The sequence below is a fragment of the Terriglobales bacterium genome (genome assembly GCA_035651995.1).
In the GTDB taxonomy this organism is placed as follows: domain Bacteria; phylum Acidobacteriota; class Terriglobia; order Terriglobales; family Acidobacteriaceae; genus DASRER01.
Genome location: DASRER010000034.1, coordinates 125,297 through 150,019, shown reverse-complemented (window position 1 = coordinate 150,019; position 24,723 = coordinate 125,297). Strand labels below are relative to the sequence as shown.

Sequence of the window (24,723 nt, the reverse complement as noted above, 5' to 3'; positions counted from 1 at the left end):
GCCGGGGAGAAAGGGCTTGAAGACGAAACAGTACGACGGCTATCGCTCATTTCAGTATCTGGAAGAGGGTGTGGACTACAAGCCTTTCCGGCTGGCGAAGGAGATCGGCAGAGTTCCGAGCTACTCGGTCCAGGTCACCGAGGAACAGGAAGCACGGGTTGACCGCCTGCTCGACAATGAACTCATCATTTCGCTGCACGACCACGCCTTCGTGGTGCCCGAGGACGTGAACGAGATCTGGGAATACCGCCGCGCCGGCCGCGACTGGACCGGGTACGAGGGCCTGGCGGCGTCGCGCCTGGACGTTGTCTTCGACAACTTCATGGACGGCACGGCGATGGTCACCAGCAAGGCGGGCTGGAAGTGGGATGACGTCATCCACGACCTTGGCATGCGCTACAGCGACATTGCGCACCAGGACCTGGTCTTTCTGGCCACCACGGTGGACGATTTCTACGAAGCGAAGAAGACCGGGCGGGTGGCGCTGGTGGCCGCGCTGGAAGCCTCCACCATGATCGAAAACGAGGTGGACCGGATCGACATCCTCTACGGCTTCGGCGTGCGCATGATGGGCATCGCTTACAGCGAAGCGAACTCGCTCGGCTGCGGGCTGAAAGAGCGGCGCGACGGCGGCCTGACAGATCTGGGGCGCAGGGCCGTGAGACGCATGAACAGGATCGGAATGGCGATTGATGTTTCGCATTCCGGCGATCAGACTTCGCTCGACACGATCGAGTTCAGCGAGAAGCCCATCTTCATTACGCACGTAGGCACGCGCACCCTGTGGGACAGTCCGCGCATGAAGCCGGACCACGTCATCAAGGCTTGCGCGGAAAAGGGCGGGGTGATCGGCATTGAAGCCGCGCCGCACACAACGCTCACGAAGAAGCACATTCAGCACTCCATCGAGTCCTACATGGAGCACTTCGAGTACATAGCCAACCTGGTGGGGATCGATCATGTGGCCTTCGGGCCAGACACGCTGTTCGGCGACCACGTGGGCCTGCACCACGTGTTCGCCAACGCACTCTCCATCAAGTCGGCGCACGGCAAGCAGCCGTTCGACGAAGTTGAGTACGTGAAGGGCATCGAGAACCCGGCCGAGGCCTTCCCCAATATCGTGCGCTGGATGGTTGCGCACGGCTACTCGGACGAGGAGATTCGCAAGAGCGTTTCCGGCAACATTCTTCGCGTTTTGGAACAGGTGTGGGCAAGGCCGCGCGGCAAGGCTGCCAAGGCGTGAACGCGCGGGTAGAATACCCGTCGATCAGCGGCCGCGGGCAAGCAGGGGACAGGGCGTGATGAAGTTCGTCATCCAGCAGGACTCATCCATTCCAGTTCACGCGCAGATCAAGGAGCGCATCAAGACGGCGCTGCTTTTCGGCGAGTTGCGCCCCGGCGACACGCTGCCCTCGATCCGCGACGTGGAGCAGGAACTGGGCGTGGGCCGCGCCATCGTGCGGCGCGCGTATCTGGAGTTGCAGGATTGCGGGATTCTGGAAATCCGGCACGGTCGGCGGGTGTGCATCAGCGAAGACGTGCAGCTCCGCGCCGATGCCAGCGCCACGCGCCAGTTGCAGCAGCTGGTGGAGAAAACGCTGCGCGATGTCCGCAAGCTCAACGTCAGCCACTCGTCGTTCGCCAAACTGCTCCTGATGCGGGCGCTGGAGCTGGACCGCAACCGGCTCTCGTATCTTTTCGTCGATACCAGCAAGGCGCTGGCAGAAAACATCGCGCAGCAGATCAGCCGGTTGTGGGAAGTGCCGATCCACGGCGCCAGCGTTTCGGAACTGCCCGAGCTGTTCGCTTCCGAGAACCACCACATCCACCGCATCATCGTGACCTACTACCGCTATGACCAGGTCAGCGACCTGGTGAAACGGCTGCAAAAGGGCGAGCACGCCGAAGTGGTGCCGGTCAGCGTGCGCTTCAGCGAGGAGATGGTGAAGCAGGTCACGGGGCTGCCGGCTGCGTCGAAGGTGCTGCTGGTGGCCGAAGACAACGAATATCGCCGCCATGGCCGCCAGCCGTTTGCCGACGCCTACACCGAGGTCTTTGGCAAGCACGACCTGGAATTTGCGGTGCGTCCCGCCAGCAGCTTCCGCGACCTGAAGCAGATAGCCGTGACCAACGGCTATGGGCTCACGATCGTCAGCAACAGTATTTGGGACCGGCTGCCGGCCTCGGTGCGCAAGGTCCGGAACGTAACGCACCCGCGGCTGGAGGTTGATCGCATGTCGCTGGAACGGGCCCGGCTGAGCGCCGGCGTGATCGTATGAGCCAGAAATCCACGGCCAAGCGGATCCTCTATCTGGTGCCGGCGCCGATGTCGCGCGGCCCGTTCGGCGCGAGCGAGCTGACGCGGCGGCAACGGCTGCTGAACGAGCGCGCATGGGGGGGCTTCAGGTTCGAAGTCCGGGACACGGATGAGGGCCCGTTCACCATCGAGTCCATCGTGGACGAACAGCTCTCGGTGCCGGGCACGCTGCGCGCCGCGGTGCAGGCGGAGCACAACGGCTTCAGCGCGATCGTGCTCGGCTGCTTTGCCGATCCGGGCAGCGACGCGGCGCGAGCGTTGCTGCGCATTCCCGTGGTCGGTCCCGCGGAAGTCTCACTACACCTGGCCTGCCAGCTCGGCAACCGGTACGCGATTCTCACCACGTCGGAAGGCGTGGTGCCGCTGATTGAAAAAGTGGTCCGCCACCTGCGCCTGGAGCAGCGCATGGCCGGCATTCGCACCGTAGGCACCACGGTGCTCCACGTGGCCGACGACCGCAAAGCGATGCTCAACCGCCTGGAGCGCGCCGGCAGGCTCGCGCTGGACACCGACGGCGCCGATGTTCTGGTTCTGGGCTGCATGAGCGTCAGTTTCCTGAACGTTGCGCCCGACCTGTCGCGCCGCCTCGGTGTTCCCGTGGTGTGTCCACTGGCGGCCGCCGTGGAATTCGCGCAGTCGCTGGTGCGTTGCGGGCTTTCGCACAGCAAGAAAGCGTTTCCTGTGCCGGCCCAATCGGTCTCCGCAGCGGCGGGATAACGCAGCCGTGCTGGCCGCACCACGCCAGCCCCAGCAACGCTGAACCTATGAATCCGCTGTCCCTCCATTTCGCCGTCGTGGCCGCCGTGTACTTCGCGGTGGTGCTGGGCATCGGCGTCTTCGGGATGCGGAAAACAAAAACGGAAGAAGACTTTCTTACCGCCGGACGCAGCATAGGCCCATGGGTGGGCGGCGCGGTGCTGGCGGCGACGCAGATCAGCGCCGGAACGCTGGTGGGCACTGTAGGACGCCACTACTCGACGGGTGTGAGCTGGGTGTGGGTCTGGCCGGGCGTCTGGTGCGGGTGGCTGGTGTCGGCGATTTTCGTCGGGCCCAAGTTGCGGGAGTTCGGCGCGGTCACCATCCCGGCGTACCTGGCGGCGCGCTTCCGCAGCGAGACGGCGCGGCTGCTCTCGGCCATCTTCATCATCTTCGCGTACATGATCCTGCTGGTCGCGCAGTACCAGGCCTGCGGGGTCGTCTTTGAATCCATTTTCGGCATTCGCCCGGTGTACGCGATGGCGATCCTGACGGTAAGCACGCTGCTCTACACGACGCTCGGGGGCGTCCGCTCCAGCTCGTACATTGATTTTCTGCAGATCCTGATCGTCGTTTCCGGGCTCGTGCTCTCGGTGCCGGTCCTTGTATATATGTTTGGCGGGCTGAATCACGCGGGCGCCTACCTGCGGGCGATGGACACGCGCATCACGGGCTCCTGGTACAACGGGCGCCAGCTGTTTGGGTTCGCGCTCTCGTTCGGACTGGCCATTGCCGCCGCGCCGTACGAGATGGTCCGCTTCAACTCCATGCGCGACAAGGCGACGGTGCGCAACGCCATCGGCGTGTGCTTCATCTTCCAGGCCCTGATCGGCTCCTGCGTCCTCATCATGGGCCTGATGACGCGCGCGCTCTTTCCCGCGCTGCCGTCACCCGACCAGGCCAGTTCGATCATGGCGCTGAACGTTCTGCCGCCGCTGGTGGGGTCATTGTTCATGGTGGCGCTGCTCTCGGCCATCATGTCGAACGTGAACGCGATCCTGCTGGTCGCCTCGGCCGGCGTGGCGCACGACATCTATGGCAAGTTCATCAACCGCAGAGCCAGCGAAAGCGTGAAGCTGCTGGTGAACCGCGCCAGCATCGTGGCGCTCAGCCTGGCGCCGGTGTGGTTTGCCCTGAACCGCTACACGGATGTGCAGTCCATCGTGGTCGTCCAGACGCGCTTCATCGCCAGCTTCTTTTTCGTGCCGATGATCATCGGCTTGAACACGCGCGGCGGCAATTCCGCCAGCGCGGTCAGCTCGATGGCCGGGGGCGTCGCCGGCTGCCTGGCGTGGAGCATCTGGACCGCGCGTCACGCCTCGAACATTGACGCGGTTGAAGTTGGCATCGCGTGCAGCGCGCTCTCCTACTTTGCCGTGAACGCATTTACCAGAAGCGACGCTGCATCGCTCTCCAGGCCGGCAGATGCGCGATCATAGATACGCGCGGCTGGTGCTGGTTTGGGTGGCGCTATACCTGTGCGGCAACGCGCAGCAGCGGCACTTGGCGGAGTACCAGGCAAGGGTGGAATTCGGCAGCCCCGCCGCGGCCAGCGTGAGCGTCTCAGTGCGCACCTCAGCCGCCGGCGGATCGGGCCGTTTGCTGTTGGCGCCGCAGGCCGACCAGACGATCGAGGGGATCACCGTTACTGACGAAGGCGGGCGTCCGGTGGCGGCCGAAGCGCGCTGGGAAGACGGCGTGGTCCGCATTGAGGGCATCGTGCCGGAAGCTTTCAGTGTGCGCTATCGCGTCACCGCAAGCCGCACCCTGCACCGTATTCCGCTGCCCGCGCCGAGCGTCGCGGCGCTGCCACAGCAGCGGCCGGTATCCATCGCTGTGGTGCTGCCGCGCGGTCACGTGGCCGTGGCGAACAGCTTTCCGGGGTTGCAATGGCGTGATGCCGAGCACGGCTCGGCGCAGCTTGCCGCCGTGCCGTCGGTCATCGTGCTGCGGGTTGCGCCGCGCGAGGCCGTGACCCCGGCCGACAGGCTTTTGACGCCCGAAACGCTCAGCACGACCGCGATGTTGGCGCTGTTGTTACTCGGATCGATTTTCTGGATCGCAAGAAACCGCCGCAGGGCCGGATAAGGAGAGAGTCAGGATGTCCGGATTCGGGTTGAACTTCTACGGCTATTTCGTTTTCGCCGCGCTGTGGGTGTGTGGCTATTTCGTTTGGGCATCGCGCGTCAACGCGCGCGAACGCCGGCGTGAGGCCGCCGCAAGCGGGCGCAGGGCCTCACGCCAGGGTCAGTGAAGAGCGAGGTTCGCATGGATGCCAGGACCGCGATCCGGGAAGAGGTGATGCGAGCGCAGGATTCGCTGCTTGCGCTCAGCCATCGCATTCACGCTCATCCAGAACTCGGATTCGAAGAAGAGAAGTCCAGCACGTGGGCGGCCGAAGCGCTTGACGCCGCCGGCTTCCGCGTGACGCGGGGCGCCTGCGACCTGCCTACGGCATTGGTCGCCACCGCCGGCAATGGCCCGCTGCACATCGGCATCTGCGCGGAATACGACAGCCTGCCCGGCATCGGACACGCCTGCGGACACAATATCATCGCGGCGTCTGCGGTCGGCGCCGCCCTGGGCGCAGCGAAAGTGGCTGGCGAGGCCGGCCTCACCATCACCGTGCTGGGCACGCCGGCGGAAGAAGTTGGAAACGCCAGCGGAAAAATCCTGATGCTCGAGCGAGGCGCGTTCAAGGGGCTGCACGCCGCGATGATGGTCCACCCCTATCCGGTGGACATGATCGAGCTGCGCATCATTGCCGCGTCGATGTTCGAGGCGCACTACACCGGCAAGGAAGCGCACGCCTCGGCGTTCCCCGAGCTCGGCATCAACGCGGCCGACGCGCTCACCGTGGCGCAGGTCTCGCTCGGGCTGCTCCGGCAGCACATTCGCGGCACGGACCGCATCCACGGATTCACGACGCACGGCGGCGACGCGCCGAATGTGATTCCGGCGCACACCTCGGCGCGCTACATCATTCGCTCCGAGACGCTGGAGCAGCTCGATGAGCTGCGCGGGAAAGTCCGTCGCTGTTTCGAGGCCGGCGCCGTTGCCACCGGCTCGAAGCTGGAGATTCGCGGCGGCGACAAGCCTTACGCCGACATGCGCTTCGACCACGAACTGGGCGCGCTCTACCAGCGCAACGCGCAGGCGCTCGGCCGACATTTCCCGGCAAGCAGCCCGGTGCACGGCGTGGCCGCCTCGACCGACATGGGCAACGTGTCGCACGCGCTGCCGTCGATCCATCCCATGATCGGCATCGGTTCGCTGCCCGCGGTCAATCACCAGCCGGAGTTTGCCGCGCACTGCATCACCGCGGAAGCGGACAAGGCCGTGCTCGACGGCGCGGTCGCCATGGCGTGGACAGCGCTCGACGCGGCCTCGAATCCCGCGTTACGTGAGCGGCTGATCAGCGGCAAGGCCTGATTTCCGTTGCGAACCAGGCCGCCGCACTCGCGACCGAGACGCGCTCGCCCATATGTCGCGGCGATACCAAGGGCACGAGCGGCCTTGTGAAAGGCCGATTCCGACCTGGAAAGACCTCGAAGCCTCTTATCTCCGCCCGGGTGGGCCGTTCCTGTTGTTGGTTCACGCTTCCAACCGAATTGCGGGCGCCGTCGGACCCTACCGGTCCGACGAACGACGATGTGAGTTGCGGAAGATGGATCGGGCGGCACAGCGGGAATTGCGCGATGTGAGACGCCGGCCTCGGCAAGGTCAAACGCGACGTAGAATCGTCAGGCACCCATGGCGAGGAGAGGCGCAGAGCATCCAACGTCGGAGAAAGCGGTGGAGCCACTTTGGTGGCCTGCCGATCAAAATGCGCGCCTGGCGGAGCTGGTGGCGAGCGACGGCGAGTTGAAAGTTGTGCCGCTGCGCCGCGACGTGCGCTGCCTCGGCGTGCTGCTGGGGCGAGTCCTCAGGGCGCAAGGTGGTGATGAGCTGTTCGACACGGTGGAGGCCCTGCGCGAGGCGCTCATTCAGCATCGCGAAAGTGGCGGCAGTTCGAAGCTGCTGGCGCGCGCGCAACAGACGATCGCGACGCTGCCGCTGGCGGCCGCCTACCGCACCACGAAAGCATTCACGATCTATTTCGAGCTGGCCAACCTGGCGGAAACCAACCACCGCAAACGCCGCCGCCGGGCGGCGCAGCTCGACGGCCTAAATCCTCCGCAGCCGGGCTCGTTCCGAGGGACGCTGGGGCGCATGCGCGCGGCCGGCATTGACGCCGAAGGCGCGCTGAATTTCCTGGGACAAATCCTGATCACGCCGGTATTTACGGCGCACCCGACCGAGGTTGCGCGACGCACCGTACTGAGCGCGCGGCGGCGGATCGCGCGCAGTTTGGAGGCGCTCGATGTGCTGCCGCTGTCGAAGGAAGAGGCGCTGCGCCGCGAGCAGGAGATCCTGGCCGAGATCACGGCGCTGTGGCAGACCGACGAGGTGCGGCTGCAGCGGCCGGAAGTGGCGGACGAAATTCGCATGGCGCTGGATTACTACCCGATGTCGCTGCTGGAGGCGGCGCCGCGGGTCTACGAAGAAATCGCGAAGAGCTTCCGCGAAGTGTACGGCGCCGAGCCGGCGACATTGCCCCGCGTGCTGTCGTTCGGATCGTGGGTGGGAGGCGATCGCGACGGGAACCCGAACGTGACCGCGGCGAGCACGCGCGAAGCGGTTGCGATGGCGCGCTCGCTCATTCTCGGCGTTTATTTGGCACGCGTGCACAACCTGAGGCGCGTGAGCGCCTCTACGCACCAGGTGGGCGTACTTCCTGAACTGCGACAACGAATTGAGGAATATGCGCGCACGCTGCCGCCATTGCCGCAGCGGCGTTTTCCGGCGGCCGAGGCCTACCGCGTGTTTCTCAGCTACGTGCACCAACGGCTCGCGTACAGCCGCGACGACGCCGGCCACGTCCACGGGTACGCCACCGCGAACGACTTCGCGCGCGACCTGCGGCTGGTGCGCGCCAGTCTGGCCGCTTACGGAGCCGAGCCGCTGGCGCGTGAACTGCTCGATCCGTTGCTGATCCTGGTGGACGTTTTCGGCTTCCACCTGCAAACGCTGGACGTCCGCGAGCATGCGCGGCTGCACGCGGCGGCGGTGGCAGAACTGGCGTCGGCGCTCGAACACGGCGAGAGCGGCGTGCAGCCGTCCACGCGTGAACTGCTGGAATTGCTGCGCACGGCGGGCGAGTTGAAGCGGCAATATCCGGCGGAGACAATCCGCGCGTACGTGATCAGTGGCGCGCGATCGCAGGAAGACGTGCTTAACCTGGCGCGCCTGGCGCGGGTCGCTGGCGTGGAGCTCCGCGGCCAGAACGGCGATCCGGGATTGATGCCGGTGCCGCTGTTCGAGTCCATCGCAGACCTGCGGAACTGCCCGGACGTTTGCCGCGGACTGTGGAGGTCGCGCGAATACGCGCCACTGCTGGCGAGCTGGGGGCGCCGGCAGGAAGTCATGCTCGGCTACTCGGATTCCAACAAGGACGGCGGCATGCTGACCAGCACATGGGAGCTCTACAAAGCGCACCGCGCGCTGCATCGCGTGGCGGCTGAGTGCGACGTGAGGCTGCAACTGTTCCATGGACGCGGCGGCACCGTGGGACGAGGCGGCGGCCCGACGCACGCAACCGTTGCCGCGCAGCCTCCCGGCGCATTTACCGGCGCGATCCGCATTACCGAGCAGGGCGAGGTGATGAACTGGAAGTACTCTGACCTGGTCCTCGCCGAGTGGAACCTGGAGTTGACGCTGGCCGCCTCACTTGAGGCGCTGGCGCGGCCGAGCGGGCCGCGCCCCGGAGAGGATGCGCAGTGGGACGACACGATGGAAGAGATGTCGCAGGAGGCGTTCGCCTTCTATCGCAACCACGTGGCCGAAGACGCGGGGATGCTGGAGTACTTTGAGCAGGCCACTCCGGTGGATGAACTGGAGCACGCGCACATCGGGTCGCGGCCCGCGCGGCGCGGGCAGGGACGCCGGCTGGAGGACCTGCGCGCGATTCCATGGGTGTTCGGATGGATGCAGAGCCGGCACGGGCTGCCGGCGTGGTTTGGTGTTGGCCACGCACTCGCCAAGCTGGCCGCGCGGCCCGGCGGCACGGAGCGGCTGCGCGCGCTTTGGGAGCGCTTCCCGCTGTTCTCGGTCATGCTGCACAACGTCGAACTGGGTATGGCGAAGGCAGACCTGGGCATCGCGCGCATCTATGCGGGGTTGGTGGAAAGGGCGGAGCTGCGCGAGCGAATCGGCGCGATCATCGCAGAGGAATACCAGCGGAGCCTGGAGATGCTGTTGCGCGTGACCGGCCAATCAAGACTGCTGGAAAACAATCCGGTCCTCGACCGCTCAATCCGCCTGCGCAATCCGTATGTCGATCCGATGAGCCTGATTCAAGTGGAGCTGCTGCGGCGCAAACGGAGCGGCGACACGAGCGAGGACCTCACGTACGCACTGGCGGCCACGATCAACGGCATCGCGGCCGGCCTGCACAACACGGGATGATCGCCGTGCGCGGTCAAGCTGGCGCCGTGGACGGCCGGCCGCGCAACTGCGGCAGAACGGCTTCGCCAAAAAGTTTTGCCTGCTCCAGCCTATCGTCGCCCCAGAGCTCGAGCATGATGTGGGTGCAGCCGGCCTGGCGGTATTCCTCGAGGCGCGCCAGGCACTCGTCGGGAGTTCCGGCAATCGCCTTTACTTTTTCAAAGACCGCGTCGGTTACGGCGCGAGCGGCGGCTTTGCGTCCGCCGCGCTCCATGGCTTCGGCGATGGGGCGGATCTCGTCGAAGGTGAGCCCGGCCGATTGCAGCAGGATGTCGGCCGATCCCTGAATGTTCTGCACCTTGTTGGCCAGGTACATGGCCGCCATTTCGCGCGCGCCTTCTTTGCCGCGGCGCGAGTCGCGATGGATGCTGCCCACGATGACGGCGCCGAGGTCGAGCTGGGCGGGATCGCGGCCCGCCTTGCGCGCGCCTTCTTCCATGTTGCGGCGCGAGTAGCGGCAGAATTCCGGCGTGGTGATGCTGGCGGTGAGCAGCCCGTCGGTGTAGCTGCCGGCAAATTTCTGCAACACCGGGCCGGTGCCGGCGAAGTAGATGGGGGTCTTTCCGCGGAGGACGCGGGCTTCGTTTTTGAGCGCGGGAACGTCGGCGGAGAAGACTTTGCCCTGGTAGCGAAACGCACCGCCGGCCAGCACGCCGCGAATGATCTCCAGGCCCTCGCGCATCACGGTGGCGGGTCCGGCGCCGGGCGCGCCGGATTCGCCGATCTCCTTCATGAAGATTTTCGAAGCGCCGAGTCCGAGCAGGAAGCGTTCGCCGCAAAGGTCCTGCAACACGCGCGCTTCCATGGCGATCTGCACCGGGTGCCGCGTATAAGGCGAGATGATTCCCCAGCCCACATTGATGCGGCGCGTTTCGGCGGCGATGAGCGCGCTGATGGAGGTGGAGGAGCGCGCTTCGTAGCCGTGCTTGCGCCACCACGGATAGGCCTCGGCGATCCAGAAGGTGTCGAAGCCGGCGGCGTCACAGGCCCGCGCCATCGCGACGGTTTCGCGGACCGGCTCCATGCTCAACTGCAACACGCCCACGCGAAAGGGAACCAAGAGTTTCTCCTTTGACCCTGATCAGCGCGCCCCGGAGCTGGCGGCGCTCATGGTGCGGATGATTTGCTTGAATTCGTCATCGGTGAGTAACCCCGGCTTCGCGATCGCGCGGCGCTTCACTTCGGCGAGCAGACCGTCGCGCAGCGCGGGATCGAGCTCGATGCCGAGCTCACGGGCCTTCAAGTCGATGGAATCGAGGCCGCTCTTCTTTCCCAGCACGATGCCGCGGCTGGCGCCGACGATCTGCGCGGCGTACGGCTCGATGGCTTCGGGGACATGAAACTGGCTGGCCACGGCGCCGCTCTCGCGCACGAACAGGTTCTCGCCAATCGCGGGCTTCCACGGCTCCAGCTCATAGCGCGACGCGCGGCGGACAACTTCGGAGACGCGGCGCAGGCGCGGCAGGTCCATCTCGACCGGCACGCCGTACAGGCAGGCGAGCGCCAGGGCGATCTCGCCGATATCGGCGTTGCCGGCGCGCTCGCCCATGCCGTTGATTGTGCCCTGCACCCACTGCGCACCGGCGCGAACCGCGGCGATGGCGGAGGCGGTGGCGAGGCCAAAGTCGTTGTGGCCGTGCCAGTGCAGCGGAACGCCGGGGCCGGCCCACTCGCGAACCTGCGAAACCAGGAACGCGGCGGCCTCCGGGCCGCAGGCGCCGATGGTATCGACCACGACGAGTTCCTTCGCGCCGGCATCGAGCGCGCGCAAGTACACTTCACGCAAGAACGGCAAGTCGGAGCGGGTGCCGTCAACGGCGAAGAAGGCCACGTGGATGCCGGCGTTCGCGGCATGGCGCACGGCTGCGACGACGCGCTCCACGATCTTCTCGGGCGAGACGCCGTAGGCGCGGAGCTTGATGGCGCTGGTGGGCGCTTCGATGACGGAGAAGCGGACGTGGAGGCGGACGAGTTCGTCAACGTCGGCGGGGACAGCGCGGGAAAATCCCCAGACCTCGGCCTTGAGGCCGGCCTTCTGGATGAGCGCAATGGCTTCGGCGTCTTCGGCGGAGACGCGCGGGAACCCGGCCTCGATGCGCGCCACGCCAAGAGCGTCGAGCTCGCGGGCGATGTCGAGCTTCTGTTGCGGGCTGAGGACGACGCCCACGGTCTGCTCGCCGTCGCGCAAAGTGGCGTCGTAGAAGCGCACCGGGCCGAGCGCGGCAAACGGCGCGCGCACTTCCGGCCTGGAGTTCAGCTCTGACACCCAAACCAGCGAAGGATCAATCGGTTGAGCCGGCATAAACGTTGCGGCGCTCCCTCACTGCGCGCGCGCCGCCTTGCCTCCGTGTGCCTGCTGCCAGGAAATGACCGGATTGCGCAGCACGCCGATCTTTTCGATTTCGCACTCCATCACGTCGCCCGGCTTCAAATACCAGGCCTTGGGATCGCCGCTGAAGGCGGCGACGCCGGAGACGGTGCCGGTGGAGACGACGTCGCCGGCGCTGTAGCCCATGGGCGAGTAGTGCGCGAGGATTTCCGGAATCTTGACCGACATCTTCGAGGAGTGCGAGCGCTGCCGGGGTTCGCCGTTGACGCGCAGCTCCATGGCGAGATTGTGGGCGTCAGCAATTTCGTCGGCGGTGACGATGTGCGGGCCGAGCGGGCAGAAGGTGTCGATGGCCTTGCAGAAGCTGAAGACGCCGGACTTCATCTCGCGGCGCTGAATGTCGCGCGCGGTGATGTCGTTGAAAATGACGTAGCCGCCGATGTAGTCGCCGGCCTGCTCCACGCCGAAGTGCTTGCCGGCTTTCTTGGTCACGACGGCAAGCTCGAGTTCGTAATCGAGTTCCTGCGTGAGGTGCTCGGGAAAGACGACAGGCTCGTCGGGACCGATGATGGCGTCGATGTTCTGGAAGAAAACGATCCAGGGAAGCACGGGATGCGAGAAGCCGGCCTTCGAGGCTTCTTCGTGATGCTCGCGAAAGTTGCCGGCGGTGTGGAAGAACTTGCGCGGCGCGATGGGAGCGTGAATCCTGACGTCGGCAGCCGGATGAAGAAGAGGGTAGCCGGAAGGACCGGCCGCAGCGCTCCCGGCAGTGCGCGCAAATTCGAGCGCTTCGCGGGCGGCGTCGAGCGAGCGGTCGCCGCCCTCAAACAGCTGGCGCATATCGGGCGGCACGAGTGCGTTGGCGGCGCGCTGGGGGGCGCCGTATCCGCGGGCAGCAAGCAGCGCCGCATAGGCGCTGTTGAGGTCGGCAATCGAATTCTCCAGGCGCGCGCCGATGCGCCTGCGGTGCGTGCCGTGTGAGTAGGTGACAAGTCGCATTTCGAGTACTCAGTTTCCGGGTCTCAACTTCCGGTCCTCTGCCTGGCTGACGCGGCGGCTGCGGGTTGCTCGGTTTCGCGTTCTTCCTTCCAGGATTCTTCCAGTCCCTTGATGAGCGCCCACATCGCCTGGTTGAGCGGCGTCGGGACGCCGAGCTGGGCGCCCGCTTTGACGATGGCGCCGCACATGAAATCCACTTCCGTCTGGCGGCCGGCAAGCACGTCTTGCAGCATGCTGGCCTTGTGCTGGCCGGGCGCGCTGGCGCCCTTCCTGACGAGCGCGCGGGGATCGCCGTGCAGCTTGATGCCGAGCGCGGCAGCGACGGCTTCTCCTTCGGAAATGAGCGCGTCAAACAGGTCGCCGGTTGGCTGAAAGCGTGCCGCCGCGCCGTGGTGCAGCCGCGTGAGCGCGCCGACGGGATTGGTCGCGGCGTTGAAGATCAGCTTGGTCCACTGCGCGCCGCGGGCGTCTGGGAGCGCCAGCGTGTTCATGCCCGACTCGGTGATCGCGGCGGCCAGCGCTTCGACTTTATCCATCGGCGTGTGCGCCGGCTCGAACGGTCCGATCCACGTGTCGCCCTGGATGTCGAAGCTCACGTGGCCGGCGGCGACGATGTGGCCGGCGGGAAAGGTGGTGCCGCGAACCACGTAGCGCACGTGTTCGGCAATCAGCTCCTCGTTACCCACACCGTTCTGCACCGAGCAGACCGCGCTGTCGGGTCCGAAAGCGCGAGCGGCCTGCCGGATGGCGGTGGCCGTGTGGATGGCCTTGGTGGCGACAATGCCGAAGTCACAAACCGGGAGATCGGCGGCATTTGCCGTAGCCCGCAGCTTCGCGGTGAAATCGGCGGCGCCGGAGATGCGCAGCCCGGAACGGTTGATCGCGTCCACGTGATCGCGTGAAACGTCGTAGGCCCACACCTCGTGCTTGCCCGAGCGCGCCAGGTGGGCGGCAAACAGGCTGCCGACGGCTCCGCAACCGACAATGCAAATCTTCAATATGATCCTCGTGCAGCGGCGCTTCCCTGGAGACGCAGCAAGCTACGTCTCTACGGTCGTCGTGGCGCGCGCCGGTGTCTCGCCGCCGCGATAGAGCTTCCATTCAACGTCGCAGAGCGACTCGCCTTCGTGCTTGCCCACGCGATACGTGTCCTGCGTGTAGAGACAAACTTGTCCGTCCTGGTCCACGACCTGCGGATGCAGCGAGAAGATCATGTTCTCGCGCAGGGGCACGTCCCAGCCGGCGCCGATGTTGGGCAGCTCGAGCATGGTGGCGCCGATGGAGTGTCCGGAAAGATGTCCGAGCGAAAACCCGTGCCTGGCGAATGTGCCGGCCACTACGCGATGGACGTCGGCGGCGATCTCGCCCTCGCGCAGCAGCTTTCGCGCCGCCTCGATGGCGGCGGGATACGCGTCGAGCATGCGCGCGGTGGTGTCGCTCAGCTTGCCGCGGATCAGGGGGCGCGAAAATTCGACCCAGTAGCCGTCCACGCCCGTAATTTCCAGCGAGTAGAGCATCAAGTCGTCACGCCCGACGCGGCGATCGCCCGGCACCTTGAAGTGCGCCTCGGCGGCGCCGTGCGTGCCCGAGAGCACGATGTTCATCATGCGCGGGCCGGCGCCCCGGGCGAAATAAACTTCGACGGCGGGCGCCATGATCTCGGCCTCGGTCTTGCCGGGCTCGAAAGCCCTGGTCAGCGCCCAGAAGCCGTCAACGATGATGTCCATGCTGTCGCGCACCGCGATGAGTTCCTCTTCGCTCTTGACGGCGCGGACCATGTCGAACGGCAAGTCCCAGGGGACCAGTTCGAAGCCGCCCTGCGTGAGCTCGCGGTAATCGCGCACGGCCATCACGAAGTCGAGGCCATAGACGCCGACGCGCTTCCACTTGCGGTCGGCGGCGCGCTGGCGAATGAACTGCCCCGGTATCTCCGGCCAGACGTGCTCGCCGACCCACGATTTTTTCTTGTCGCCGATCCAGCGGGCTTCCCTGGGGAAGACCAGTGTGGGCTCGCCGTTGAGCGGCAGGATGACGTAGCAGTAGCGATGCACGATTTCAAAGCCCGAGCAGTAGCGCACCGCGCCCTCGAAGCCGGCGTACTGGTTGCCGCACACGACGAGCGCGTCAAGCGAGTCGCGCTGCATGGCTTCGCGCAGGGCGGTGTAGCGGCGTTGAATTTCTTTCGCGCTGGTCATGCGCGGTGTTCCTCGTGAACTCCACAGATGCGCGCCGCGGTGAGCGCGTAGACCTTGGTGACGTCCACCAGGGTCTTGATGCGCACTTTTTCGCCTTCGGCGTCGCGCGGCCCGCTGCTGGGACCGTAGTTCACCGTGGGCACGCCGTAGCGGCTGAGGACGGACGCGTCGGAGCACCAGAGCACGGTGTCGCGCTGCGGCGGTGAGCCCATCACGTCGGCGTGGGAAGCGATGATGGACTGCACCATCGCGTGCCCGGGCGCGATTTGCGCGCCAGGCACGGAGACGTACGTCTCAAACTCCAGCCCGAAGGCAGGGAACTGCTTCTTCAAGTCGCGGAAAAGCGCCTTCACGCGGCGGCGCGCCTCAGTCATGTCGATGTGCGGCGGCACGCGGACGTCGAGGAAGACGTCGCAGCGTTCCGGCGTGCGGCTGGCGCGCCACGGATCGCCGCCCCGGATGCAGCCGATGTTGACCGTGCCGCGGCGATCGCCGCTGCATGCCCCGGCATTCCACTTCTCCGACCAGCGAACGATTTCGGCGAGCACGTGGTTCATGCGGCGAATGGCATTTTCGTCTTCGCGTCCGGCGGCAAACGCGGTATGGACGTAGTTGCCGCGCGTGGAGAACCGGACCCACAGCGAGCCGTAGTGATCGAGCACCAGCTTCATGTCCGTGGGCTCGCCGAGGATGCACATGTCCGGCAGGACGCCGTGGTTCACCAGGTAATGCGAGCCCACGCCGTACCCGCGATACTGCTTGCCGATGAACTCGCCCCACTGCGCCTTTTCGATCTCGCCGGCGACCGCGCCCAGGACCACGTCGCCACGCAAGCGGACGCCGGCGCGCTGGAGCGCTTTGACGGCGTGCATGTAGCAAACCAGCGCGCCCTTCATGTTGTAGATCCCGAGGCCGAAGATGAGGCCGTCGCGCACGACCGCATGCGGCTTGTAGCCGATGCCGGTGAGGAACGGCTCGCTGCCGGTGTTCGACGTGTCCATGTGGCCGTTGAACATCAGGTTCGGGCCGTCGCCGCTTCCTTCCCACCGGCCGATGACGTTGGCGCGTCCATCTTCCACTTCCTGCCAGGTCACGCTGAGTCCGAGCACTTCGAATTGCGCGCGCATGTGCCTCGCCATCTCCAGTTCCTGGCCGGTCGGGCTGGGAATGTTGATGACGTCGCAACAGGCAGAGACGATCTCGTCTTCGCGCACTGCGCCGGCGATGCGGCGCGCGAGGGCGGCGTCGAGATCGTGGGCTGCGGCGGTCTTCGCGGGCGGAGGGGCTTGCGACATGGCTACGCGCGCCCTCCTTTATATGCGGGCGAAAACACGCGGAAGTCGTCGGGATAGCTGCACAGCTTTTCGTTGCCGTCGGCGGTGATGTGGAAGCAGTCTTCGATGCGCAGCCCGCCGCCGCCGGGCCAGTAGGCGCCGGGCTCGATGGAGAGCACCATGCCCTTGCGAATTGTGCCGGCGCCAGCCTGGTGCGCGTAGGGCGGCTCATGCGCGCGCGCGCCGATGCCGTGGCACACGGGATGCGACGGCTGACCCGGGTATCCGCCCTCGGCAATGCGCGCGCGGATGAGGCGGTCCATCTCCGGCAGCGGCGCGCCATCGCGCGCGAACGCGGCGGCTTCGTTGAATGTGGCCAGCAGGAGGTCGGCCAGCTTGTGATACTCGGACGTCAGTTCACCGGGGCAGAGGTTTTTCGTCAGATCGGTCCAGTAGCCGTCGGCGCAGACCCAGATCTCGAAGAGCGTGGGCTCATTCCGCTGGATCGGACGATCGCCCGTGGCGGTGAATGTCTTGATGCCCGGACCCGACCAGACCAGGGTGAAGGCGCGCGCCATCTCGACTTTGCCCTTGTAACCGATGCCCACGCCGTGCACAAAGCCTTCCAACATCGCGCCCGCTTCGCTCTCTTTCATGCCCGGGCGTATGTGCTCGCGGGTGTGCTCCATGGCGAGCGCGGCGAGTTCGTTCGCCAGGCGCATGCGCTCGATCTCCTGCGCGGTCTTGATGGCGCGGGCCTCGATGAGCAGCGGCGTGGCATCGGTCACGGCGCCGCAGGCTTTGCGGAACGCGTCGAAGTATTCCTGCGTATAGACGGTCGGTTCGCCCACCATGCGATCGGCGGCCTGCGAACCGTTGTTGAGCTCGATGGCGACTTTTCCGGTGAGGCCGCGCTGCTTCAGTATTTCCAGCGCACGGTCGAGGCAGCGCATCTGCGGGGGACGCGGATCGCGCGGGTCGTAGCCGCTGAACAGGCGGATGTCGCGCGTCCACGACATGCGCTCGGCATCTTCCCGCTGCGGCTCGAGAGCCAGCAGCGTGGGCCCGCCTTCACGGGGGAAAATCGCGGCATCGTAGCCCTTCATGCACCAGTAGTTGGTGAGATAGAGCACGTTGTCAGGCGCGCGCACCACGAGCGCCTCAACGTCGTGCAGGCGCATCAGGTCGCGCACGCGATCGAGCTTCGTGTTGTCAACGGGCCATGGCATCGAACTATTTGCGGATCGTCACCGCCTGGCTGGTTTCCCACTGCGCCGCTTCCGGCGAGCGCTCGCCGTGGGCGACGTTCTCATCGGCAAACGTCCAGCTTAGTTCTTTTCCCCTGATCAGGCGATAGAGCGCCGTGTGCAGCGGCGCGGCGACGCCGGCGCGCGCGGCTTCGCGCGCAATCGCGCCGCCCAGGAAGTCGATCTCCGTCGGCGAGTGGGCGCGGACATCGGCCAGCATGGACGGCGGATGGTTCGTCTGCGCGCCGACGCAGTTCATGCGCCAAGGGTCCTCGCGCAGATCAATGCCCAGCGCCGCGGCCACGCGAACACCTTCGTCGATCAGCTCATGAAGAAGATGTCCGAGGCTGCCGAACTCCTTTTCGTCAGCGAACGCGGGACAGTGCGGCAGTTCGGTGAGCGCGGCGACGCTGTTCACCGACGCGTTGAACACCAGCTTGGCCCACTGCGCAGGGCGGGCGTCTTCCAGCGCCTCGGCGCGCAGGCCGCCGGCACGAACCAGGTCGGCGAGCTCGCGCACGACTTCGAACGGAGTGCGGGTGGGCTCGAACGGGCCCATCCAGGTAGGCGTTTCGAGCTCGAACTGCACATGCGTGTCGGAGTGGCGCGTGCCACTCATGAAGGTGGCGCCGCGAACCACGAAGGCGCGCGTGTGCCGCGCCAGCGCTTCTTCCGAGCCGAGTCCGTTCTGCGCCGAAAGGACGGCGGTGCGAATCTTCGCGCCTACCGGGGCGAAGGCTTCTTCCGCCTGCATCGCCTTAGTGGCGACGATGGCGAAGTCGCATTCGGGGACATCGGCCGCGGTCGCGGTGGCGTGAAACTTTGCCGCAAACTGGCGCGCGCCGCTCACGCGCAGGCCCTGGTCGCGCAGGCTGGCGGCGTGCTCAGGCCGGCGGACGAGCGCCCACACCTCCGCCACGCGCGAGAGGTGCGCGGCATAGAGACTGCCGATGGCCCCGGCGCCGACGATGCAGATACGCTTCACCTGCGCCCACCGCCTGATTTGCCTGGCGAAGCCGTCGCGCGACCCTTGCGGGTTGCGCGTTGTTCAGTGCGCACGTTGCCCACCGGCCTTCCGGCTTTGCGCTGCTCGAGGGCGCGGAAGATGCTGTCGCCGTTGTTGAACGAATCGGTCACGTAAATGCCGGCGGAGTGCAGCGCGTCCTGGAGCGCGGCGGAAATAGTGTGAATCGGCGCCGCGCCGCCCTCGCCCATCCCCTTCGCGCCACTGTAGCTGTGCGGCGACGGCGTCTCGATGTATCCGCACTTCAGCGTGGGCATGTTCACCGTCATGATGGGCGTGTATTCGCTGAAGGTGCTCGCGAGCAGGTTGCCGGCCTGGTCGTACGCGCAGTTTTCCATGAGCGCCGCCCCGATGCCGTGCGCGGTGGCGCCGTGCACCTGGCCCTCGACGATTCGCGGATTGATCACCGTGCCGCAGTCGTCGACGGCGGCGTAGTCGAGCACCTTGGGGTTGAACGTCCCGCGCTCGATCTCCACCACGGCGATGTGCAGCTGCGAGGAGTAGGTCAGCGTCAGGTTGCCGTATTTCTTCTCGATGTCGGGAACCTTGAAGGGCGCGCGCCAGGTGTAGCGGCAGTTCAGGGTCACATCCTGCAGTTCGTCGGGCAGGCCGGCATTGTTCACATTAATAATGTTGGCGAGCGCCCAGTAGTTGATGGACTTGTCCGACCCCTTGACCCGGACTTCGGCGCCCATTTTTCCCAGGCCAAGCTCGAGCTTGGCGATGGGCGCGTTCAGCGCGTAGGCCGCCAGGCGCAGCAGCTCGGAACGCAGCTTTTGCGCGGCGCCGTGCACGGCCGAAAGACCGGAAACGGCGAACTGGCTGGCGTAAGTTCCGGTGTGGCCGGTGTGGACGTTGCGCTCGGTGTCGAAGCCGACGCGGACGGTGATCATGTCGGGCGTGACGTTGAGCACGTCGGCCACGACCTGGGAGGCGACGGTCTCGTGTCCCTGGCCCTGCGGCACCGAGCCGACGCTGACCACGATTTCGCCGTAGATATCGAGCTTGACGTTCGCCGCCTGGGAATTGCCGCTGAACGGCGCGTGCGGATTGACGATGCGCGACTGCCCGAAGTTGTTGGTGCCGGAATCGAGCGTGGTGCCGATGCCGATGCCGATCATGCGGCCTTCGGCGCGCGCCGCGGCCTGCTTCTTTTTCCAGTCGTCCCAGCCGATCAGCTTCTGCGCGAGCGCGAGCATGGCGGCGTAATTCCCCGAGTCGTACACGCAGCCGTTGGGCGTGGTGTAGGGGAACTCTTCGGCGCGGATGTAATTCCGCCGTCGCATTTCGTCGGCGGGGATTCCGAGTTCGTGACCGCAGATATCGACCACGCGCTCCAGGAACCAGAGGTGCTGCATGCGCGAGTAGCCGCGGTTGGGCCCGACGGGGCATTTATTGGTCACCACCTGCGAAAAATCGATGCGAGCGTTCCTGAAGCGATACACGCCGGGGAAGACCTGCGACCAGATGACGCAGCCCAGCGGCTCGTAGCGCGGGTAGGCGCCGCAATCGTCAATGTGTCGCGACTCGATGGCGGTGATCACGCCGTCTTTGTCGAGCGCGACGCGTGTATCGAGGAACGTGCGTTCGTTGCCGTGCGCGCTGGCCTGCATGTGCTCGGTGCGAGTCTCGGTCCACTTCACCGGCTTGCCGCCGATTTTGCGCGAGGCGAGCGCGCACAGGGTCATGTACGGGTAATTGGTGATCTTGATGCCGAAGCTGCCGCCGATGTCGAACGTCTGCACGCGGATGTTGTCGATGCGCGTGCCCAGCGCCGGTGCGATGAGCTGGATGCCGATCGTGGGAAAGGAATTGTTGGTCCAGAAGCAGACGCGGTCGTCCTTGTTGTCCCACTGCCCGATGACGGCGTTGTTCTCCAGCGGCGTGGAGGAGAAGCGATGGAAGTGCATGCGATCGATGCTGACGACATACGCCGCGTCCTTGAACGCCTGGGCGACGTCACCGTACTCGAAGACGCCATTCCACACTTTGTTGGCGCCCATCGCCTGGTGGAGGACGACCTTGTCGCTCAGCGCGAACTCGGCGTCCACCACCGGCTCGAGCACTTCATACTCGACGTGCACCAGTTCGGCCGCGTCTTCGGCGGCGCCGCGCGTTTGCGCGATCACGGCCGCAACCGGTTCGCCCTGGTAGCGGGCCACGTCAACCGCCAGGCAGTAGTCCTTGATGCGTGAGCTGGGATCGGGCCCGATCTCGATGTAGGGCGTGGTGAGCGCGGCCACCTCGGCGCCGGTCAGCGTGGCCAGCACGCCGGGATGCTTCTGCGCGGCGGAAACGTCCACCCCGGTGATGCGCGCGTGCGCAAACGGCGAACGCACCAGCCGCATATACGCCATGCCAGGCAGCTTGAAGTCGTCAATGAACTTGCCGTTGCCGCGAACCAGGCGCGCCTCTTCCTTGCGCACCAGCGGCTTGCCAACCCAGCGTTCCTGCTTGTCGGCGGATGGCTCGACGGCGCGCTGCTGGCGCGGCAGCGTTGTTGGTCTGCGGCGGGGCTTGCCGCTGGCTGCGCGCTTCGCAAAGGAAGCCTTCTTAGGCATGGCGGGCCTCCGCCGGCGGCGCCGCCGCGCCGGAATTCAGCGCCGCCTGCAACGAATCAATCAGCTTCTGGAGGTTTTTCCTGGCGAGGGGCTCGAGCAGGCCGCCGGCCATGGAGATGATGCGCCCGAAGACTTGCGCATCACCCTTCCAGGTGACCTGCGTACCACCGTCGGATGGCGAGAGTTCGAAGCCGGCGGTGAGCGAGACGTTGCCGCCGGGCACAGCGCCCTGTCCTTTATATTGCGCGCGGCGCGGGCGCTCGGCGGCGGCCAGTTCCATCTTCACGTCGGCGACGCCGCGGATGTGCGAGACGCCGACGTTGACCCTGACCGTGAAGTGAGTAGCGTCATGCATCGTCATGGACTGGAAGTCGGGCATCAGGGGACAGAACTTTTGCGGGTCGGTGAGGAACTCGTAGACGCTCTCGGGCGAGCGCTGGACCTGGAAGCCGCCACCGAAGCTGAACGCCATCAGCGGCCCCCCATCTTCGCGGCCGCGGCCACGGACTTGAAGATGTTCTGGTAGCCGGTGCAGCGGCAGCAATTGCCGGCGAGGCCCTTGCGGATGTCGTGCTCGCTGGGGTCGGGGTTTTCGGCGAGCAGGTGCACCGCCGACATCATCATGCCGGGCGTGCAGTAGCCGCATTGCAAGCCGTGATGGTCGACGAACGCCTGCTGCACCGGATGCAGCTGGCCATCGCGCGCCAGGCCTTCGACAGTGAGGACCTCGGCGCCGCCGGCCTGGAATGCGAACAAGGTGCAGGACTTGGCCGAGCGCCCGTTCACCAGCACGGTGCAGGCGCCGCAGAAGCTGGTGTCGCAACCGATGTGCGTGCCGGTGAGGTCGAGTTCGTCGCGCAGGAATTCGACAAGCAGCGTGCGCGGCTCGATTTCGGCCTGCACGTCGCGCCCGTTCACGCGGCAGGAGAGAGCGATCTTGGCCGCCTCAGGCATAGTGGTGCGCCACCTCCACGGGCTGGCCGGCGGCGCGGCGCGCGGCGGCGCGAATGGCTTCCGTGACGAGTCCGCGAACCAGCTCGCGCTTGTATTCGGCCGAGCCGCGCTGATCCGACTGGGGATCGGCGGCGGCGCGCGCGGCGTCGGCCGCGGCGGCGATGGTTTTCTCGTCGATGGCGCGGCCTTCGAGCGCGCGCCCGGCTTCGCGCGCGTGCACCGGCGTGAGTCCCACTGCGCCGAGGAAAATGCGCGGATTGCGGCAGACGCGATCTTCCAGTGTGAGCTGGACCGCGGCGCTGGCCGAGGCATACACAGGCGCGCAGCGCTTGAACGCGATGTACGCGCCACCGCTGTTCTTTGCCGGACGATGGGCGCGTACTTCACGCACGATTTCACCGGGCAGCAAACGGGTGGTGAAGGCGTCGGTAATGAATTCGGCCAGCGGCAGCGTGCGTTCGCCGCTCTCGCCCTGGCACACGACATCGGCGCCCAGCGCGAGCAATACCGGCGCCCAGTCGCCGGTCGGGTCAGCCTCGGCGATGGAGCCAACCAGCGTGCCCCAGTTGCGGACCTGCACGTCGGCGATGCCGGCGGCGCAGTCGTGCAGGATGGGAATTTGCGCGGCGGCGGGTGAACGCTCGACCTCGGCGTGGCGGCTCAGCGGCCCGAAGGCAAAGCCGCCATTCGTCTTGTTGATGTAGTTCAGGTTGGGGACGTGGCCGATGTCGACCAGCGCCGCGGGGCTGGCCAGCCGCAGCTTCATAAGCGGGATCAGGCTCTGGCCGCCGGCCAGCAGCCGCGCCTCAGGGCCAAGCTGGCCCAGCATGCGCACGGCTTCGCTCAACGACGCAGCGCGATGATAGGCAAAGGTCCGGGGGTACATCCTATTTTCTCCGTCGTTTGGGCCGCTTGGCGCGGCATCCACGCTTATACGCCATGAGAACCTTCGGCGGCAACTGGTCCCGGCGCCGGCCACCCCGCTCGCGGTATACCGATTGGCGACTAGCTGTATACCGGCCGGCACGCGGCTTCCCATGGCCAGAGAACAGCCCCGTGCGTGAGTGCCCGGGGCCGTGAAGCGCAGTTTGCGGGTCAGCGCTCGACTTTGTCGCCTTCGATCTCGACCACCACGACGGTGGCCATGGGATCGAGGATGGGACGCGGAATGACGAGTTGCCGCCGCCCGTTCTCTTCTTTCACTTCGACCGGTTTCCCGTCGGCGAGATAGTAGGCCCGCTTGATTGCGTTCTTCATGGCCGGCAATTCAAACGGGACGCGAGGCTCCTGGAAGAACGTGAAGTAGAGTTTGCCGGGCTTGGTGGTCACGCGCCACTCGTTGTGGGGCAGCGCCAGCGGCTGCCCGCGCAGGTCCTTGGCTCCCTTCGAACTCATCTCGCCCATCTCTTCGCCCCATGGTGACGGGCCGGCGCCGTACACCGCTTCGCCGTTGACCTTGAGCCAGCGGCCGACGGTGCGCAGGTTGTCCTGCGGCGCCTGCGGGATGAGGCCGCTGGCCATGGGGCCAACGTTGAGCAGATAGTTGCCGCCCTTGCTGACGATGTCGATCAGCTTGAAGGTGATCTCGCCGGGCGACTTCCAGTCCGTATCGTCGGTGCGATAGCCCCAGGTGTGGTTCGTGGTCGCGGGGACCTCCCAGTACTCGGTTTGCACGCCGGAAGGGACGACGTTATCGCCGGTGGAGACGTAGTCGCCGGCGGCGCCGAGACGACCGTCAATCAGCGTCCTGGGCTGCGTGCTGCGCAGAATGTCGGTGAAGCGCTGGGCGCGCTCCGGCGTCATCATGCGCGGGGTATCGAACCAGATGAGTGCGACCGGGCCGTAGTTGGTGAGCAGCTCTTTCACCTGCCGCTCGGCCTTGCCGCGCAGGTAGGCGTCATAGTCCTTGCGCTCCTTGCCGTCAGGGCCGATGTCGGGGCCGAAGTCCCAATCGTTGCCGGCGCCGCCGGGCTCATGCCAGTCCTGGGACTGGGAGTAGTAGAAGCCGAGCGGCATGCCGCGCTTCTGGCAGGCGGCCGCGAGCTCTTTCAGGATGTCGCGCTTGAACGGCGTGGCCGCGACCACGTTGTACTTACTGACCCGGGAGTCGAAGAGGGCGAAGCCATCGTGATGCTTTGCCGTGATCACGATGTACTTCATGCCGGCGTCCTGCGCGAGCTGCACCCAGGCATCGGCGCTGAACTTGACGGGATTGAACTGCTTGGTGAGCTGCTCGTACTCCTTCACGGGAATGTGCGAGCGGTTCATGATCCACTCGCCGAGTCCGAGCGAACGCCGTCCCTTCCACTCGCCCGCCGGAATCGCGTACAGGCCCCAGTGGATGAACATGCCGTACTTGGCTTGCTTGAACCAGGCCAGGCGCGCCTCGCGGGCGGCGGCGGAGTTGACGTCAGCGGTTTGAGCGGCGGCGAAGGCGGTGTTCAGGAGCGCGAGGGCGAGCGCGGTCAGAAAAAACGTACGCAGTCGACGCATGGTGCGTCATCTTACTCACGCGCCGAAT

Annotated in this window: 20 protein-coding genes; 7 read left to right on the top strand and 13 right to left on the bottom strand. The window is 66.1% G+C overall.

Translation table 11 applies throughout. From position 1 onward, the window contains the following. Positions 1-16 precede the first annotated feature (16 nt). The 7 genes from VFA60_11960 (at position 17) to VFA60_11930 (ending at position 9,580) form a co-directional block, all read left to right on the top strand. Positions 17-1,243, top strand: a complete 1,227-nt coding sequence (locus VFA60_11960; protein ID HZQ92502.1) for a membrane dipeptidase — start codon at positions 17-19, stop codon at positions 1,241-1,243. 58 nt (positions 1,244-1,301) lie between these two features. Beyond that, positions 1,302-2,279, top strand: coding sequence for a GntR family transcriptional regulator (locus tag VFA60_11955; GenBank protein HZQ92501.1), 978 nt, complete (start codon positions 1,302-1,304; stop codon positions 2,277-2,279). Next, a complete protein-coding gene (locus VFA60_11950) occupies positions 2,276-3,034 on the top strand; it encodes an aspartate/glutamate racemase family protein (protein ID HZQ92500.1) in 759 nt (252 codons plus the stop codon). Before VFA60_11955 ends, VFA60_11950 begins: the two co-directional genes overlap by 4 nt. A gap of 47 nt (positions 3,035-3,081) precedes the next feature. Further along, positions 3,082-4,512 (top strand): sodium:solute symporter family protein, encoded by a 1,431-nt coding sequence (locus tag VFA60_11945; protein ID HZQ92499.1) that lies wholly within the window; start codon positions 3,082-3,084, stop codon positions 4,510-4,512. Further along, positions 4,499-5,161, top strand: a complete 663-nt coding sequence (locus VFA60_11940; protein HZQ92498.1) for a hypothetical protein — start codon at positions 4,499-4,501, stop codon at positions 5,159-5,161. Before VFA60_11945 ends, VFA60_11940 begins: the two co-directional genes overlap by 14 nt. Positions 5,162-5,341: 180 nt before the next feature. Then, positions 5,342-6,505 (top strand): M20 family metallopeptidase, encoded by a 1,164-nt coding sequence (locus tag VFA60_11935; GenBank protein ID HZQ92497.1) that lies wholly within the window; start codon positions 5,342-5,344, stop codon positions 6,503-6,505. A 363-nt stretch (positions 6,506-6,868) separates the two neighbouring features. Continuing rightward, positions 6,869-9,580, top strand: a complete 2,712-nt coding sequence (locus VFA60_11930; protein HZQ92496.1) for a phosphoenolpyruvate carboxylase — start codon at positions 6,869-6,871, stop codon at positions 9,578-9,580. 13 nt (positions 9,581-9,593) lie between these two features. Here VFA60_11930 and VFA60_11925 read toward each other — a convergent pair whose 3' ends face one another. The 13 genes from VFA60_11925 to VFA60_11865 form a co-directional block, all read right to left on the bottom strand. After that, the gene (locus VFA60_11925) at positions 9,594-10,679 is read right to left on the bottom strand and encodes an LLM class flavin-dependent oxidoreductase (protein HZQ92495.1); all 1,086 of its coding nucleotides are present in this window, start codon (positions 10,677-10,679) and stop codon (positions 9,594-9,596) included. A gap of 21 nt (positions 10,680-10,700) precedes the next feature. After that, a complete protein-coding gene (locus VFA60_11920; protein HZQ92494.1) occupies positions 10,701-11,921 on the bottom strand; it encodes a hypothetical protein in 1,221 nt (406 codons plus the stop codon). 18 nt (positions 11,922-11,939) lie between these two features. Continuing rightward, complete coding sequence (locus VFA60_11915; GenBank protein HZQ92493.1) at positions 11,940-12,947, bottom strand: fumarylacetoacetate hydrolase family protein; 1,008 nt, start codon at positions 12,945-12,947, stop codon at positions 11,940-11,942. 23 nt (positions 12,948-12,970) lie between these two features. Then, positions 12,971-13,945 carry a 2-dehydropantoate 2-reductase gene (locus tag VFA60_11910; GenBank protein ID HZQ92492.1) on the bottom strand — a complete coding sequence of 325 codons (975 nt, stop codon included), beginning with the start codon at positions 13,943-13,945 and terminating at the stop codon, positions 12,971-12,973. Between the two features lie 42 nt (positions 13,946-13,987). Continuing rightward, positions 13,988-15,142 carry a M24 family metallopeptidase gene (locus tag VFA60_11905; GenBank protein HZQ92491.1) on the bottom strand — a complete coding sequence of 385 codons (1,155 nt, stop codon included), beginning with the start codon at positions 15,140-15,142 and terminating at the stop codon, positions 13,988-13,990. Next, positions 15,139-16,437 (bottom strand): M20/M25/M40 family metallo-hydrolase, encoded by a 1,299-nt coding sequence (locus VFA60_11900; protein ID HZQ92490.1) that lies wholly within the window; start codon positions 16,435-16,437, stop codon positions 15,139-15,141. The genes VFA60_11905 and VFA60_11900 overlap by 4 nt, the downstream gene beginning before the upstream one ends. 2 nt (positions 16,438-16,439) lie before the next feature. Next, positions 16,440-17,645, bottom strand: a complete 1,206-nt coding sequence (locus VFA60_11895; GenBank protein ID HZQ92489.1) for a Xaa-Pro peptidase family protein — start codon at positions 17,643-17,645, stop codon at positions 16,440-16,442. A gap of 4 nt (positions 17,646-17,649) precedes the next feature. Beyond that, a complete protein-coding gene (locus VFA60_11890) occupies positions 17,650-18,648 on the bottom strand; it encodes a ketopantoate reductase family protein (GenBank protein HZQ92488.1) in 999 nt (332 codons plus the stop codon). Next, entirely contained in the window at positions 18,645-21,248 is a 2,604-nt protein-coding gene (locus VFA60_11885) for a xanthine dehydrogenase family protein molybdopterin-binding subunit (GenBank protein HZQ92487.1), read from the bottom strand. Before VFA60_11885 ends, VFA60_11890 begins: the two co-directional genes overlap by 4 nt. After that, positions 21,241-21,720: a DUF2505 family protein gene (locus VFA60_11880; GenBank protein HZQ92486.1), complete on the bottom strand. Its 480-nt coding sequence runs from the start codon at positions 21,718-21,720 to the stop codon at positions 21,241-21,243. The genes VFA60_11885 and VFA60_11880 overlap by 8 nt, the downstream gene beginning before the upstream one ends. Continuing rightward, positions 21,720-22,202 (bottom strand): (2Fe-2S)-binding protein, encoded by a 483-nt coding sequence (locus tag VFA60_11875; protein ID HZQ92485.1) that lies wholly within the window; start codon positions 22,200-22,202, stop codon positions 21,720-21,722. Before VFA60_11875 ends, VFA60_11880 begins: the two co-directional genes overlap by 1 nt. Beyond that, positions 22,195-23,088 (bottom strand): xanthine dehydrogenase family protein subunit M, encoded by an 894-nt coding sequence (locus VFA60_11870; protein HZQ92484.1) that lies wholly within the window; start codon positions 23,086-23,088, stop codon positions 22,195-22,197. The genes VFA60_11875 and VFA60_11870 overlap by 8 nt, the downstream gene beginning before the upstream one ends. A gap of 209 nt (positions 23,089-23,297) precedes the next feature. Next, a complete protein-coding gene (locus VFA60_11865; protein ID HZQ92483.1) occupies positions 23,298-24,695 on the bottom strand; it encodes an alpha-L-fucosidase in 1,398 nt (465 codons plus the stop codon). Between the last annotated feature and the right edge of the window lie 28 nt (positions 24,696-24,723).

Bases quoted from the DNA above. Each gene is read 5' to 3' on its own strand.
- VFA60_11885 (HZQ92487.1), bottom strand. From the start codon at position 21,248: ATGCCTAAGAAGGCTTCCTTTGCGAAGCGCGCAGCCAGCGGCAAGCCC.
- VFA60_11915 (HZQ92493.1), bottom strand. From the start codon at position 12,947: ATGCGACTTGTCACCTACTCACACGGCACGCACCGCAGGCGCATCGGC.
- VFA60_11900 (HZQ92490.1), bottom strand. From the start codon at position 16,437: ATGTCGCAAGCCCCTCCGCCCGCGAAGACCGCCGCAGCCCACGATCTC.
- VFA60_11935 (HZQ92497.1), top strand. From the start codon at position 5,342: ATGGATGCCAGGACCGCGATCCGGGAAGAGGTGATGCGAGCGCAGGAT.
- VFA60_11905 (HZQ92491.1), bottom strand. From the start codon at position 15,142: ATGACCAGCGCGAAAGAAATTCAACGCCGCTACACCGCCCTGCGCGAA.
- VFA60_11875 (HZQ92485.1), bottom strand. From the start codon at position 22,202: ATGCCTGAGGCGGCCAAGATCGCTCTCTCCTGCCGCGTGAACGGGCGC.
- VFA60_11870 (HZQ92484.1), bottom strand. From the start codon at position 23,088: ATGTACCCCCGGACCTTTGCCTATCATCGCGCTGCGTCGTTGAGCGAA.
- VFA60_11940 (HZQ92498.1), top strand. From the start codon at position 4,499: ATGCGCGATCATAGATACGCGCGGCTGGTGCTGGTTTGGGTGGCGCTA.
- VFA60_11955 (HZQ92501.1), top strand. From the start codon at position 1,302: ATGAAGTTCGTCATCCAGCAGGACTCATCCATTCCAGTTCACGCGCAG.
- VFA60_11945 (HZQ92499.1), top strand. From the start codon at position 3,082: ATGAATCCGCTGTCCCTCCATTTCGCCGTCGTGGCCGCCGTGTACTTC.
- VFA60_11950 (HZQ92500.1), top strand. From the start codon at position 2,276: ATGAGCCAGAAATCCACGGCCAAGCGGATCCTCTATCTGGTGCCGGCG.
- VFA60_11865 (HZQ92483.1), bottom strand. From the start codon at position 24,695: ATGCGTCGACTGCGTACGTTTTTTCTGACCGCGCTCGCCCTCGCGCTC.
- VFA60_11920 (HZQ92494.1), bottom strand. From the start codon at position 11,921: ATGCCGGCTCAACCGATTGATCCTTCGCTGGTTTGGGTGTCAGAGCTG.
- VFA60_11895 (HZQ92489.1), bottom strand. From the start codon at position 17,645: ATGCCATGGCCCGTTGACAACACGAAGCTCGATCGCGTGCGCGACCTG.
- VFA60_11880 (HZQ92486.1), bottom strand. From the start codon at position 21,720: ATGGCGTTCAGCTTCGGTGGCGGCTTCCAGGTCCAGCGCTCGCCCGAG.